Here is a 13,479-nt window from a genome sequence, read left to right on the forward strand (position 1 = left end):
GCCGGCCCCTAGCGGGTGCCGCCCTTCTCGATCAGTGCCAGCACGTCGTCATGCCCGTCGTTGCGGCGCTTTTCGGCCTGAAGCCGGTCAAGCTCGCGCTGCATCCGCGCCGTCTCGCGCCGCTGCCGCGACGCAACCGAGCGGTGCTTGCTTTCGCGCAGCCACTCCCAGAAAAAGCCGATCAGCAGGCCCAGCAGCATGCCGCCAAAGCCCACGACATAAAGCGGCACCTCGGCGGTGAACTGGAAACCGGAATAGGTCGCCAGTTCGCCGGGCAACAGGGTCACCGAGACCGGGTCGAGATTGGCGGTCGCCACAACCACGAGGCAGATGGCGAGAAGGACGAGAAACAGGTAGCGGATCAGGCGCATAGCGGAGACTCGGTTGTTATTTTCCGTTCAGCCGATCACGTAGCAGCTTGCCGGTCTTGAAGAAAGGCACGCATTTCTCGTCGACCTGCACCGACTCGCCGGTGCGCGGATTGCGCCCGGTGCGCGAGTCGCGCTGCTTGACCGAGAACGCGCCGAAACCGCGCAACTCCACCCGATCGCCCCGCGCCATGGCCGAGATGATCTCTTCGAAGATGGTATTCACAATTCTCTCGACATCCCGCTGATAAAGATGCGGGTTCTCTTCTGCAATTTTCTGGATCAATTCCGAACGGATCATTTGATGTCTGTCCCTAGGTCAAGGCCATTGCCGATTATGCGCAGCTGAGGCTTGCGGACTATAGCCGCGAAATGCGCGGCTGCGAAACAGAAACCCATTGAAAAGACGGGTGAAAGCCCCTGAAACACCTCAAGGTTGCAAAGCGGGGGCTGCCAATCCGGAATTGACTTCGCCAAGCACGGATGACGCCCGGGCAAAAGCCGCGACTCGGCGCCTGCGATTCGCAAAAAAGAACGGCTCCGCAAAGGTTGCGGAGCCGTTCCCGTTCAGCACAGGGTCGCGATCAGCGATCTTCGCCTTTCAGCGCGGCGCCCAGAATGTCGCCCAGCGAGGCACCCGAATCCGAGCTGCCATACTGTTCGACGGCTTCCTTCTCTTCGGCGATCTCGCGCGCCTTGATCGACAGGCCCAGACGGCGGGTCTTGGTGTCGATGTTGGTCACGCGGACGTCGACATGGTCGCCCACCTGGAAGCGCTCGGGGCGCTGTTCGGACCGGTCACGCGACAGATCCGAGCGGCGGATGAAGGATTTCATGCCTTCGTATTCCACCTCGATGCCGCCATCCTCGATCGCCGTCACGGTGACGGTGATGATCGAGCCGCGTTTCACGCCGCCAACGGCTTCGGCAAAGGGGTCGCCTTCAAGCGCCTTGACCGACAGCGAGATGCGTTCCTTGTCGGTATCCACCTCGGTGACCACGGCACGCACCATGTCGCCCTTGCGGTACTCCTGGATCGCCTCTTCGCCGCGCTGTTCCCAGCTGAGGTCGGAGAGGTGAACCATGCCGTCGATGTCGTTGTCGAGACCGATGAACAGACCGAATTCGGTGATGTTCTTGACCTCGCCCTCGACCTCGGTGCCGATCGGGTGGGTCTCCGAGAAGACCTCCCACGGGTTGCGCATGGTCTGTTTCAGGCCCAGCGACACGCGGCGCTTGGCGGTGTCGATCTCCAGCACCATGACGTCGACTTCCTGAGAGGTCGAGACGATCTTGCCGGGATGGACGTTCTTCTTGGTCCAGGACATTTCCGAGACGTGGACCAGACCCTCGACACCAGGCTCCAGCTCGACGAAGGCGCCGTAGTCGGTGATGTTGGTCACGCGGCCCTTGTGGACGGTGCCCAGCGGGAATTTCCGCTCGACCGAATCCCACGGGTCGGCCTGCAGCTGTTTCATGCCGAGGCTGATACGATGGGTTTCCTTGTTGATCTTGATGACCTGAACCTTGACGGTCTCGCCGATCGACAGGATTTCCGACGGATGGTTGACGCGGCGCCAGGCCATGTCGGTGACGTGCAGCAGCCCGTCGACACCGCCCAGATCCACGAAGGCGCCGTATTCGGTGATGTTCTTGACCACACCGTCAACGGCATCGCCCTCGTTGAGCTTGCCGATGATTTCGGCGCGCTGCTCGGCACGGGACTCTTCGAGGATCGCGCGGCGCGAGACCACGATATTGCCGCGGCGGCGGTCCATCTTGAGGATCTGGAACGGCTGTTTCAGGCCCATCAGCGGGCCGGCATCGCGCACCGGACGTACATCGACCTGGCTGCCGGGCAGGAACGCCACGGCGCCGCCCAGGTCGACCGTGAAGCCGCCCTTGACGCGGCCGAAGATCGCGCCTTCGACGCGGGAATCCTCGGCATAGGCTTTTTCCAGACGGTCCCAGGCTTCTTCGCGACGGGCCTTGTCACGGCTGATGACGGCTTCGCCCCGGGCGTTTTCGACACGATCCAGGTAGACCTCGACCTCGTCGCCGACGGTGACTTCGGGGGCCTCGCCCGGATTGGAGAATTCCTTCAGATCGACGCGGCCTTCCATCTTGTAGCCGACGTCGATGATGGCCTGACCCGCCTCGATGGCGATGATCTTGCCGCGGACAACGCTGCCTTCGGACGGCGTGTCGATTTCGAAGCTTTCGTTGAGGAGGGCTTCGAAGTCCTCCATGGATGCGCTTTGAGCCATGTGGTCTCAGGTTTCCTTTACGATCTGTTTTCTGGCCGGGCGGTTGTCTCCGCCGGTCTTGGATTGGTCAGTGCGGGCGCCGTTCCGTATAACAAAGAGGGCCGGAGAACGTCCGACCCCTGCTCGCCTTCGCCACCGGCGTTTTCGCCTTTTTCGACGGGCGTCCTAATATAGGGTTTTCGCCCATCCCGCAAGGGGGCAGCCCCCGCCCGACGCCATCCGGGCGGGGGCCCGCGGTTGGTCGCCCCGATCCCGTCCTCACATCCAGCGCGGCGGTTCGGACCGGCGGGGCGGCAGCGGCGGCAGACCGATGTCGCGCCGCAGGTGGTTGTCGAGCTGTCCCAGCCGGGCATCGCCCGGACGGCCGCGCCCGTCGAAGAGGGCCGCGATCGCCGCGAACAGCACGCTCCAGGCGCCGTGCTGCTCGATGACGATCGCGATGGGTATCGGCGGTTCGATCCGGCCCGCCCGCCGGTCTGCGAGGATGTTCATGATTTGTCTCCGCAGGCCTCCCCCTGCGGGGACGCCCATTGAATGGTGTCGTGATGAAAAGGGAGTCCGGACGAAGGAACGCGCAGGGCGGCCGGGATCCGGACGGTGGATGGTCGGAGGGGTGCGGGCTCAGGCCTGACGGATCAGGCCGACCGGATCATCGGCGCGAATAAGTTCGCTGCGATACGCCGGTGCCGGCAAAGGTGCCGAATCGCCAGAGGGATGCGCGATAGGTGAACTGCATGTCACGCCCCCTCATGTTTGCGTGTTTCGGACGCGGGCTCCATGCCACGGATCGGCCGATTCGGCAATCTGCCTTGCAAGGCGTCGCGCGCCCTGCGGCCGATCCGCCACAGGTTTCCGCAAACGCCCCCAGACTGGCATGGCCCGGCTCAGGTCGGCCCAGCCAGGTTCAGCCCTGCTGCCGGGTCCGGATGGTCTCGATCGCGGCCGCCACCGCGTCGTCGATGGACAGCCGCGAGGTATCGAGGATCACCGCATCTTGCGCAGGACGCAGCGGGGCCGCGGCACGCGCGCTGTCGCGGGCATCGCGTTCGCGCATCTCGGTCAGGACCTCCTCGAGGCTGGTCTCGACGCCCTTGTCCGTCAGTTCGCGAAACCGCCTTTCGGCCCGGACGGTATCCGAGGCGGTGACGAACAGCTTGGCGGGCGCCTCGGGGCAGATCACCGTGCCGATGTCGCGCCCGTCCAGCACCGCGCCACCAGCCCGCATCGCGAAGGCGCGCTGGAAATCGACCAGCGCCGCCCGCACATCCGGGATCGCCGCGACCTTGCTGGCGGCCTGGGCCACCTCGGGTGCACGCAGGTCGCTGCGTTCCAGCGCCTCGGGGTCGAGCGTCCGTGCCGCCTCGACCGGGTCGAGCCCGTCCAGCATCCGCGCCCCCACCGCCCGGTAGAGCAGCCCGGTATCGAGATGGGCAAAGCCGAAATGCGCGGCAACCGCCCGGCTGATCGTGCCCTTGCCCGCTGCCGCCGGACCGTCGATGGCGACCGTAAAGCTCATGTGATGTCCTCCGGCAGACCGGACCGCCCCGCCGGGGCCTGCGGCAGCCCGTCCGCGATCTCGTAATAGGCACCCTTGTCGGCGCAGAAGATATGGGCGACCAGCCGGACCCCCGGATCGCCGTCGAAGCTGCCCGCATGGATCGCCATGTCGGGGCCCTGCCCGTCCCAGAACAGGTTCGACCCGCAGACCGGGCAGAAGCCCCGCCGCGCCAGGGCCGAGGAGGCGAACCAGCGCAGCTCGCCCGCGACGGCGATGCTGTCGCGCGGCGCCGAGGCCGAGGCGACATGGTGGCCGCTTGCCTTGCGGCACTGGCTGCAATGGCAGGCAACGACCGGGCTGAGAGGCCCGTCGATCCGGTAGCGGACCGCGCCGCACAGGCACCCGCCCGTCACGCTCATGCGTCGCCCCTGTCGAATTCGGCACCCAGGGCCGCCATGAGGCCCTCGAAGATCGGGAAAGAGGTCGCGATCGGCCCGGCATCGTCGACCGAGACCGGCTTTTGCGCCGCGAGCCCCGCGCAGAGGAAGGACATCGCGATCCGGTGATCGAGATGGGTGGCACAGACCGCCCCCCCGGGCAGCCCGCCCGCACCCAGGCCATGGACGATCATCCAGTCCTCGCCCTCCTCGACCTCGGCACCGCAGGCCCGAAGCCCGGCGGCCATCGCCGCGATTCGGTCGCTTTCCTTGACCCGCAATTCGCCGATCCCGCGCATCATCGTCGGGCCGCTGGCAAAGGAAGCCACCACCGCCAGGATCGGGTATTCGTCGATCATCGAGGGCGCGCGCTCGGGCGGCACCTCGATCCCGGTCATCGCGGGCGAGAACCGCGCGCGCAGATCGGCGACCGGCTCGCCGCCCTCCTCGCGTTCGTTTTCATAGACCAGATCGGCCCCCATCTCGCGCAGCGTCGCGAACAGCCCGGCCCGGGTCGGGTTCAGCCCGATCCCCGGCACCAAAACGTCCGAGCCCTCGACGATCAGCGCCGCCGCCACAGGGAACGCCGCCGAACTCGGGTCGCGCGGCACGGCGATGGTCTGGGGCACCAGCTCGGGCTGACCGGTCAGCACGATGGCCCGGCCCTCCGGCACCTCCTCGGTCCGGAGCGTCGCGCCGAAGCCCGCCAGCATCCGCTCGGTATGATCCCGCGTCGCCTCGCGCTCGATCACCACGGTTTCGCCCGGCGCATTCAGCCCGGCCAGCAACACGGCCGATTTCACCTGCGCCGAGGGCACCGGCACGACATAGCGCACCGGCACCGGATCGTCCGCGCCGATCAGCGTCATCGGCAGCCGCCCGCCCTGCCGCCCGACGGCGCGGGTGCCGAACAGCGCCAGGGGCTCGGTCACCCGCCCCATCGGCCGTTTCCGCAGCGAGGCGTCGCCAGTAAAGGTCGCGGTCAGCGGCGAGGTCGCCATCGCCCCCATGATCAGCCGCACCCCGGTGCCGGAATTGCCGCAGTCGATCACGTCGGCGGGCTCGGCAAAGCCGCCCACGCCCACGCCCTGCACGGTCCAGTCGCCGGGTCCCTCATGTGTGACCTCGGCGCCGAAGGCCCGCATCGCCTTCGCGGTATCCAGCACGTCCTGGCCCTCGAGCAGGCCCGAAATGCGGGTCTCGCCCACCGCCAGCGCGCCCAGGATCAGCGCGCGGTGGCTGATCGACTTGTCGCCGGGCACCACGGCCGCGCCCCTCAGCGGGCCGGACCTGCGCGCGGTCATCGGGATCGGATCGCCATGGGCGGACATGCGGAAGGCTCCTCGGATTGGGTTCCTGCGGCTTACCCAATGCGCGCCGAGCCGTCCAGCCTCCGCCCGCCCCTGTCGCCCCGCCCCTGTCGCCCGCCCGTACCGCCCCGCCTCTACCGCTCGCCCAGCCAGGTTTCGGGATTGGTCTCGGCGATCCGGCGGAACCGCGCCTCGCCCAGCGCCGCGCGCAGCCGGATCGAGACCGCCTTCTCGGACAGATCCTCCGGCCGCGGCATGTAGAAATCCGACCCGAAGAGGATGCGCGAGGCCAGTTGCTCGTTCTCCATGAACAGCGTCAGCAGCGGCATGCAGGCGGGGACCTTGAAGACCGTGTAGGAAACGTCGGTGTAGAGATTGGGATAGGCCCCGCCCTCGATCATGTCGGCGATCTGCGTGACCCAGTTCCGCCGCCGCGCCTCTGGATCGAGCGGGTCGAGCCCTTCGGCCAGATAAGACAGCCAGTCCGTATCGCCGCCGAAATGCGCCAGGCACAGCCTGAGCTCGGGAAAGGCGCGCAGCACGGGCACATGCGCCGCCGGATCGGTCACCGCATCCGCCCGGGCCGGGGTCCAGCGCCGGTGCCGCACGCCCCCGCGCGAACAATGCGAGACGACTGGCAGCCCGCGCTCGACGCACAGCGGATAGACCTCGCGCATCAGGATCTCGTGGCTCGGGGCATAACCGAGCCGGGGGTAGATCTTCACCCCCCGGAAGCCATACTCGTCCAGACAGCGCCGAAGCTCGGCGACCGCGCCCGGCCGATCGGGATGGAGGGTGGCGAAGGGAATGACCCGATGCCCCAGCTCGGGGTCGCGGCTCAGGTCGTAAAGCTCGCGATGCTGGGCCTCCAGCCCGACCGGCACCGGCCCGTGACCGCAATATTCCAGATCCATCGGCAGAACGACGAAGCGCGCGCTGGCCGGATAGTGCCGCAGCGCCTCGAGAAACACGGCGCGCTGGCTTTCGCGACAACCGGTCTTGCGGAAATGATCAAGCTGCAGGACCGCCTCATGGGCCCCTTCCCAGGGCTGCAACCGTGCCGCCTGGCGCAACCCGTGCAACAGCCCCGGCCAGGCCCGGATCGCGGCGACCGGCGGCGCCGGATAGTAAAGCGGCGCATGGGCGGCGGTGAAGGTGTGGATGTGGCAGTTGGTGATCCGGATATCGGACATGACGTCCCCTTCCGCGTCCGGCGACGGCGCTCCGGCCCCTGCCGGCGGCCCCTGCCCGGATCGCTTGCGGGCTTCTTCTTGGTCCAAATACCCTGACGCGACCCTGCCCCGGCGCGCGGCGCCCGGGGCGGGGGCGCAACGGCTCAGCGCCGGCGGAAGGTCAGGTAATGCGGCACCCGCCCCTCGCGCAGCGCCTTCTGTTCGTAGCGGGTCGAAATCCAGTCGTCCCAGGGCGCGCGCCAGTCCTCTGGGCACTCGGCCAGCCACTCGAACCCCGCCTTCGGGACCTCGACCAGCGTCTGGCGCACATAATCCGGAATGTCGGTTGCGACCCGGAACGCGCTGCCCGGTTTCAGCACCCGAGCCAGCGGCTCCAGGAATTCCGGTGTAACAAAGCGCCGCCGGTGATGGCGCGCCTTCGGCCAGGGGTCGGGATACAGCAGAAAGGCGCGCGAGATGCTGGCCTCGGGCAGCACGTCGAAGAGATCGCGTGCATCGCCCGGATGCACCGCCAGATTGTCGACCCCGGCCTCGCGGATCTTGCCCAGAAGCATCGCGACGCCATTGATGAAGGGCTCGCAGCCGATGATCGCCGCCTCGGGATGGGTCGCAGCCTGATGCACCATGTGCTCGCCGCCGCCAAAGCCCACTTCCAGCCAGACCTCGCGGTCGCCGAAGCGCGCCTGAAGATCCAGCGGCTCGCGGTCGGGGTTCTCGTCCCAGCCAACCGCCCCCGGCGCCAACGCCGCCAGATCGCTGTCGAGATAGCCCTTCTGGGTCTGCCGCAGGGTCTTGCCATGGCGGCGACCGTAGAAATTGCGCCAGGCGCGCGCGGGCGCGCCCTCGGTGGGGCCGGAGGTCTGGTCGGGGCTTTTGCGGGTGTCGTCGCTCATCGGCCGCGCCATAGGCCGCGCCCGCGCGGCGGTCAAGCTCTGAGCGAAACGGTCATGCGAGAGGGGCGCGCACCATCTGGCACGCGCCCCCCCCGCAAAACTGGATCCAGCGGCCGGGCAAGGCCCGGCGCGGTCCCGCCTCAGAACGCCTTCTTCAGCGCCTCGGCCAGATCGGTGCGCTCCCAGGAGAAGCCGCCATCCTCCTCGGGCATGCGGCCGAAATGGCCATAGGCCGAGGTGCGGGCATAGATCGGACGGTTCAGCCCCAGATGCTCGCGGATGCCGCGCGGGGTCAGATCCATCACCTGCCCGACCGCCTTCTCGATCTCGGCCTCCGGCACCTTGCCGGTGCCATGGGCGTCGACATAGATCGACAGCGGCTTGGCCACGCCGATGGCGTAGGACAGCTGCAGCGTGCATTTCGACGCGAGCCCCGCCGCGACCACGTTCTTCGCCAGATAGCGCGCCGCATAGGCGGCCGAGCGGTCGACCTTGGTCGGGTCCTTGCCCGAGAAGGCGCCGCCCCCATGGGGGGCCGCCCCGCCATAGGTGTCGACGATGATCTTGCGGCCGGTCAGCCCGGCATCGCCGTCGGGACCGCCGATCACGAAGGTCCCGGTGGGGTTGACCCACCATTCGGTGCCCTCATGGAGCCAGCCCTCGGGCAGAACCTCGCGGATATAAGGCTCGACGATGGAGCGGATGTCGTCCGAGGTCTGATCCGCGCTCGCATGCTGGGTCGAGAGCACGATCGAGTCGACCGCGACCGGGCGGCCATGCTCGTAGCGCACGGTCAGCTGCGACTTGGCGTCGGGACGAAGCGTCGGCTCGGCGCCCGATTTCCGCGCCTCGGTCAGACGCCGCAGGATCGCATGGGCGTACTGGATCGGCGCGGGCATCAGTTCGGGCGTCTCGTCGGTGGCGTAACCGAACATGATCCCCTGGTCGCCGGCGCCATCCTTGTCCACGCCTTGCGCGATATGGGCGGACTGCTCGTGCAGGAAGTTCAGCACATGGCAGGTGTTCCAGTGGAACTTGTCCTGCTCGTAGCCGATATCCCGAATGCACTCGCGGGCGATTTCGCCGATCGAGCCCATCAGCTGTTTCAGGCGGGTCTTGTCCGAAAGCCCGACCTCACCGCCGATCACCACAAGCGACGAGGTCGCGAAGGTTTCGCAGGCGACGCGGGCATTGGGTTCCTCGGCGAGGAAGGCATCCAGAACCGCGTCGGAAATGCGGTCGCAGACCTTGTCGGGGTGTCCTTCCGAAACGGATTCGGAGGTGAAGACGTAGTTTTGACGTGTCATGGAAAGGCGCTCCGTTGATGCTATCCCCGCCACGCCAGGAAGCCGTTGTGACGGTTCGACCGGTCGGGCTTACGCCGCCACCTGTCAGGAATCAATGTCTATTTCAGGGCGCGGGTTGCGACGAAAGCGGCCAGACCCAGACAAAGCACCAGAAAGACCGGCCAGTCGCCGGTGCGCGCATAGGGCGTTTCGGCCAGCGCCGGGGGCAGCGGCGCGGTGATCTGGCCCTGCTGACCCAACGGCAGGCTGGCCAAGACCCGCCCTCGCCCGTCGATCACTGCCGAGACCCCGGTATTGGCCGCGCGCAGGAACGGCAGCCCGGTCTCGACCGCCCGCAGCCGCGCCAAGGCCAGATGCTGATAGGGGCCGGTGCTGGTGCCGAACCAGGCGTCATTGGTGATCTGCAACAGCCAGCGCGGCCGCGCGGTCCCGCGCAGATCCTGCGGAAACACCGCCTCGTAGCAGATCAGCGGCAGCGCCTTCCCCAGCCGCGCGCCCAGATCGAGCAGCCGCGGCCCGGGCCCCGGCGCATAGCCGTAGACATCGTTCGCCGCGAGGCCGCGGATACCGAACCGTCCGAGCAAAGCCGCTCCGGGGATGTATTCGCCGAAGGGCACCAGATGATGCTTGTCGTAAAGCCCAAGAAGCCGGCCGCCCGCGCCGATCACCGCGAGGCTGTTATAGGCCCGTGGCCCGTCTGCCCGCTGGATGCCCGCCGCGACCGGCACGCCGCCCGACGCCTCTGCGATGGTCTCCAGTCCGTCCCCGGCGGTCTCGAGCCAGAAAGGCACGGCGGTTTCGGGCCAGACGATCAGATCGGGCGGCGGGTCGCCCGGTTCGGCAGTATAGGCCAGCTGGCGCTCCCAGAAGACCGGGATCATGTCGCGGCGCCACTTCAGATGCTGCGCCGCATTGGGCTGGATCAGCCGCACCTGCGGCGGATCGGCCTCTGTCGGCACCGGCGCCGCCTCGCGCGCCGCGCCCCACAGCCCGAGCCCCGCCACCGCTGCCACGGCGAGCCCTGCGCCCAGGCTCCGGCCCGGCCCGACCGGCAGCAGGACCGGCAGGGCCGCGATGAAAAGCGTGACGAGGGTCAGCCCGTATTGCCCGGTGAGTGCTGCCAGCTGCATCTGCGGCGCCCCGATCCAGACATGGCCGGGAAGCGCCCAGGGAAAGCCGGTCAGCACATAGCCGCGCGCCAGTTCCGCCGCCGACAGCGCAAGCACCAAAGCCATCGCCCGGCCGCGCGTGCCGCGCCCCGCCCATCCGGCAAAAGCCCCGGCCGCGCCCCAGAAGAGCGCGAGCCCCCCGGCCATCAAGATCAGCGCAAAGGGCGCCATCCAGCCGTCATGGCGGATATCGACAAGGAAGGGATCGACGATCCAGGACAGTGCCAGCGCGAACTGGCCCGCACCGCCCGCCCAGGCGATCCGCGCCGCACGGCCGGGCGTTTCCGCACGGGCCACCAGCCAGATCAGCGCAGCCAGCGCGCAAAGCGCGAGCGGCCAAAGCGACCAGGGCGCCTGGCCCAGAGCAAGGCCCAACCCCAGCCCGAAGGCCGCCCAGGCAGGCCGGGCCAGCACCCGGCGGAACGGACCGGCCCGCATTCGGGTCAGGCAGAAGCCGCGGCGGCGGCGGTCACCGCAGGCAGACGCACCCGCAGCCGCTTGATCCGGCGCGGATCGGCATCGACCACCTCGAACTCGGCGCCCGAGGCATGGCGGATTACCTCGCCGCGCGTCGGCACCCGGCCGATCATCATGAAGATCAGCCCCCCCAGCGAATCGACCTCTTCCTCTTCCTCGGCATCGAGCAGCCGCAGGCCGATCTCGTCCTCGAAGGCATCGAGCGGCGCGCGGGCCTGCACCAGATAGATCCCGGGCTTCTCGACGGTCCAGAGCGTGCCTTCGTCGATGTCGTGCTCGTCCTCGATCTCGCCGACGACCTGCTCGATCAGATCCTCGATGGTCACCAGACCGTCGACCCCGCCATATTCGTCGATCACCAGCGCCATGTGCATCCGCTGGCTCTGCATCTTCTGCAAGAGCACCCCGATCGGCATAGAGGGCGGCGCATACAGCAGCGGGCGGATCATGTCCTTCAGAACGAAGGGCGTGTCCTTGCCGTTGAACCCGTGGCGCAGGGCGAAATCCTTGAGGTGTACCATGCCGATGGGCGAATCCAGCGTGCCGTCATAGACCGGCAGCCGGGTCAGCCCGGACTCGCGGAAGACCTGCACGAGATCCTCCATCGAGATGTCGAGCGGCACGGCGTCGATCTCGGCCTTGGGAATCGCCACGTCCTCGACCCGCATCTTGGCGAGGTTGCCGATGCCATGGGTCAAGGCCGGTCGCGCGGTCCCGTTGGCCACGGCGTGGTCTGCGCCCTCTTCGGACTCTTCGGCGCCTGCAGGCAGGATCGCCGCCACCAGCCGGCCCAGAAGGCCCCGGCTGTCCAGATTGTCGGTGTCTAGCGCGCCTTGCGCGGCCCTAGACGACCCGTCCGTCTCGTCGCCCATCAATCCTTACCGAAACTCCCGGGCATTTTGGCCCGCCTCAATCATATGGGTCCGCCAGACCGAGTTTGGCAAGTATTTCCACCTCGATCCCCTCCATCCGGGCGGCATCCCGCGGACGGATGTGGTCGTATCCCAACAGATGCAGGCATCCGTGTACCATCAGATGCGTTACATGATCATGAAACGCCTTGCCCTGCTCGCGGGCCTCGCGGGCGCAGGTCTCCCAGGCGATGGCGATATCGCCAAGCTCCACAGGCTCGCCCTCAAGATCCGGCTCGGGCGGCAGCGGCGCCTCGCCGTCCTCCTCGGCCGCCAGATCCTCGGCGGGCCAGGACAGCACGTTGGTCGGCGCGGACTTGTCGCGGAACTCGGCGTTCAGGGTGGCGATGCGCGCATCGTCGCAGGCCAGCACGCTGATCTCGTGGATCTCGGGATCGAACCCCAGATGCGTCAGTGTCTCGCGGCAGGCACTCTCGGCCAGTCGCGCCAGCCCGGCGGCGGCCCAGCGGTCGTCCTCGAAGAGAATCTCGATGCTCATGGACGCGTCGTCTACAGCGAAACCGGGCGGCGTTACAGGGCGTTCGCGACCGTATCAGGCTTTCGCGTCGTCGGCGTCGTAGGCTTCGATGATCCGGGCCACCAGCGGATGCCGCACCACATCCTTTGCGGTGAAATAATTGAACGAGATGTTGTCGATGTCCTTCAACAGCCGTTCCGCATCGGCGAGCCCGCTCGACACGCCCCGCGGCAGGTCGACCTGGCTGCGGTCGCCGGTGATGACCATGCGGCTGCCCTCGCCCAGACGGGTCAGGAACATCTTCATCTGCATGGTGGTCGCGTTCTGCGCCTCGTCGAGCACCACGAAGGCATTGGCCAGCGTGCGGCCACGCATGAAGGCAAGCGGCGCGATCTCGATCCGCTTCTCCTCGATCAGCTTGGCCAGTTGGCGCCCCGGCAGGAAATCGTGCAGCGCGTCGTAAAGCGGCTGCATGTAGGGGTCGACCTTCTCCTTCATGTCGCCGGGCAGAAAGCCCAGCCTCTCGCCCGCCTCGACCGCGGGACGGCTGAGGATGATGCGGTCGACATGGCCGCCGATGAACATGTTCACCGCGACCGCGACCGCGATATAGGTCTTGCCGGTCCCGGCCGGTCCGATCCCGAAGCAAAGCTCGTTCTCGAACAGCGCCTTCACATAGGCCTTCTGCGCCTCGGTCCGCGGCTCGACCATCTTCTTGCGGGTATGGACCTCGGTCCGCCCGCCATGGAACATCTCAAGCTGGTCGCCCGCCCGCGAACCCGTGCCCGCAGCGGAATCGCCCAGCCGGAGCGCCCCGTCGATATCGCCCGCCTCAAGCGGCTTGCCGCCCTCGAGCCTGGCGTAAAGCTGTTGCAGCACCATCGCCGCCTGCCCGCGCGCCGCGCCTTCGCCAACGATCGCCAGCCGGTTGCCCCGTCGGAGGATATGAACGCCGAGCTTGTGCTCGATCTGCGCGAGATTGCGGTCGAATTCACCGCAAAGGTCGATCAGAAGGCGGTTGTCCGGAAACTCGAGAAACGTCTCGTGGACGTCTTCGACCTTCGGCGGGGGGGTCAGAGCGCTGATGCCCAATAAAGACTCCGTCGGTTGAATCCCGTGCATATATGGTGCCAACGCCCCGGTCATGGCGCAAGCGATAGCTGCGATGTTT

At 67.5% G+C, this 13,479-nt stretch carries 14 protein-coding genes and 1 riboswitch; all 14 genes read right to left on the reverse strand.

The window, feature by feature from the left end; genetic code table 11:
• Positions 1-8 precede the first annotated feature (8 nt).
• Positions 9-371 (reverse strand): lipopolysaccharide assembly protein LapA domain-containing protein, encoded by a 363-nt coding sequence (locus C8N38_RS02860; RefSeq protein ID WP_108023769.1) that lies wholly within the window; start codon positions 369-371, stop codon positions 9-11.
• Positions 372-387: 16 nt separating this feature from the next.
• Positions 388-669, reverse strand: coding sequence for an integration host factor subunit beta (ihfB, locus tag C8N38_RS02865; RefSeq protein WP_075786777.1), 282 nt, complete (start codon positions 667-669; stop codon positions 388-390).
• Between the two features lie 283 nt (positions 670-952).
• Entirely contained in the window at positions 953-2,635 is a 1,683-nt protein-coding gene (rpsA, locus tag C8N38_RS02870) for a 30S ribosomal protein S1 (RefSeq protein ID WP_108023770.1), read from the reverse strand.
• 258 nt (positions 2,636-2,893) lie between these two features.
• Positions 2,894-3,127 carry a hypothetical protein gene (locus C8N38_RS02875; RefSeq protein WP_108023772.1) on the reverse strand — a complete coding sequence of 78 codons (234 nt, stop codon included), beginning with the start codon at positions 3,125-3,127 and terminating at the stop codon, positions 2,894-2,896.
• A gap of 412 nt (positions 3,128-3,539) precedes the next feature.
• Complete coding sequence (locus tag C8N38_RS02880; protein WP_108023774.1) at positions 3,540-4,151, reverse strand: (d)CMP kinase; 612 nt, start codon at positions 4,149-4,151, stop codon at positions 3,540-3,542.
• A complete protein-coding gene (locus C8N38_RS02885; protein WP_108023776.1) occupies positions 4,148-4,552 on the reverse strand; it encodes a GFA family protein in 405 nt (134 codons plus the stop codon). The genes C8N38_RS02880 and C8N38_RS02885 overlap by 4 nt, the downstream gene beginning before the upstream one ends.
• Entirely contained in the window at positions 4,549-5,901 is a 1,353-nt protein-coding gene (gene aroA, locus C8N38_RS02890) for a 3-phosphoshikimate 1-carboxyvinyltransferase (protein WP_108023778.1), read from the reverse strand. The genes C8N38_RS02885 and aroA overlap by 4 nt, the downstream gene beginning before the upstream one ends.
• Before the next feature lie 113 nt (positions 5,902-6,014).
• Positions 6,015-7,073: an amidohydrolase family protein gene (locus C8N38_RS02895; RefSeq protein ID WP_108023780.1), complete on the reverse strand. Its 1,059-nt coding sequence runs from the start codon at positions 7,071-7,073 to the stop codon at positions 6,015-6,017.
• A gap of 143 nt (positions 7,074-7,216) precedes the next feature.
• Positions 7,217-7,966 (reverse strand): tRNA (guanosine(46)-N7)-methyltransferase TrmB, encoded by a 750-nt coding sequence (gene trmB / locus C8N38_RS02900; protein ID WP_108024428.1) that lies wholly within the window; start codon positions 7,964-7,966, stop codon positions 7,217-7,219.
• A gap of 140 nt (positions 7,967-8,106) precedes the next feature.
• Entirely contained in the window at positions 8,107-9,273 is a 1,167-nt protein-coding gene (gene metK / locus C8N38_RS02905) for a methionine adenosyltransferase (RefSeq protein WP_108023782.1), read from the reverse strand.
• Positions 9,274-9,280: 7 nt separating this feature from the next.
• Positions 9,281-9,330, reverse strand: a riboswitch (SAM-SAH riboswitch).
• Between the two features lie 41 nt (positions 9,331-9,371).
• The gene (gene lnt / locus C8N38_RS02910) at positions 9,372-10,880 is read right to left on the reverse strand and encodes an apolipoprotein N-acyltransferase (RefSeq protein ID WP_108023784.1); all 1,509 of its coding nucleotides are present in this window, start codon (positions 10,878-10,880) and stop codon (positions 9,372-9,374) included.
• Positions 10,881-10,885: 5 nt separating this feature from the next.
• Entirely contained in the window at positions 10,886-11,791 is a 906-nt protein-coding gene (locus tag C8N38_RS02915) for a hemolysin family protein (RefSeq protein ID WP_108023786.1), read from the reverse strand.
• A gap of 37 nt (positions 11,792-11,828) precedes the next feature.
• Entirely contained in the window at positions 11,829-12,329 is a 501-nt protein-coding gene (gene ybeY, locus C8N38_RS02920; protein WP_108023789.1) for an rRNA maturation RNase YbeY, read from the reverse strand.
• 54 nt (positions 12,330-12,383) lie between these two features.
• Entirely contained in the window at positions 12,384-13,400 is a 1,017-nt protein-coding gene (locus tag C8N38_RS02925) for a PhoH family protein (RefSeq protein ID WP_425440009.1), read from the reverse strand.
• Positions 13,401-13,479: the final 79 nt, after the last annotated feature.

The organism is Rhodovulum kholense (assembly GCF_003053725.1).
In the GTDB taxonomy this organism is placed as follows: domain Bacteria; phylum Pseudomonadota; class Alphaproteobacteria; order Rhodobacterales; family Rhodobacteraceae; genus Rhodovulum; species Rhodovulum kholense.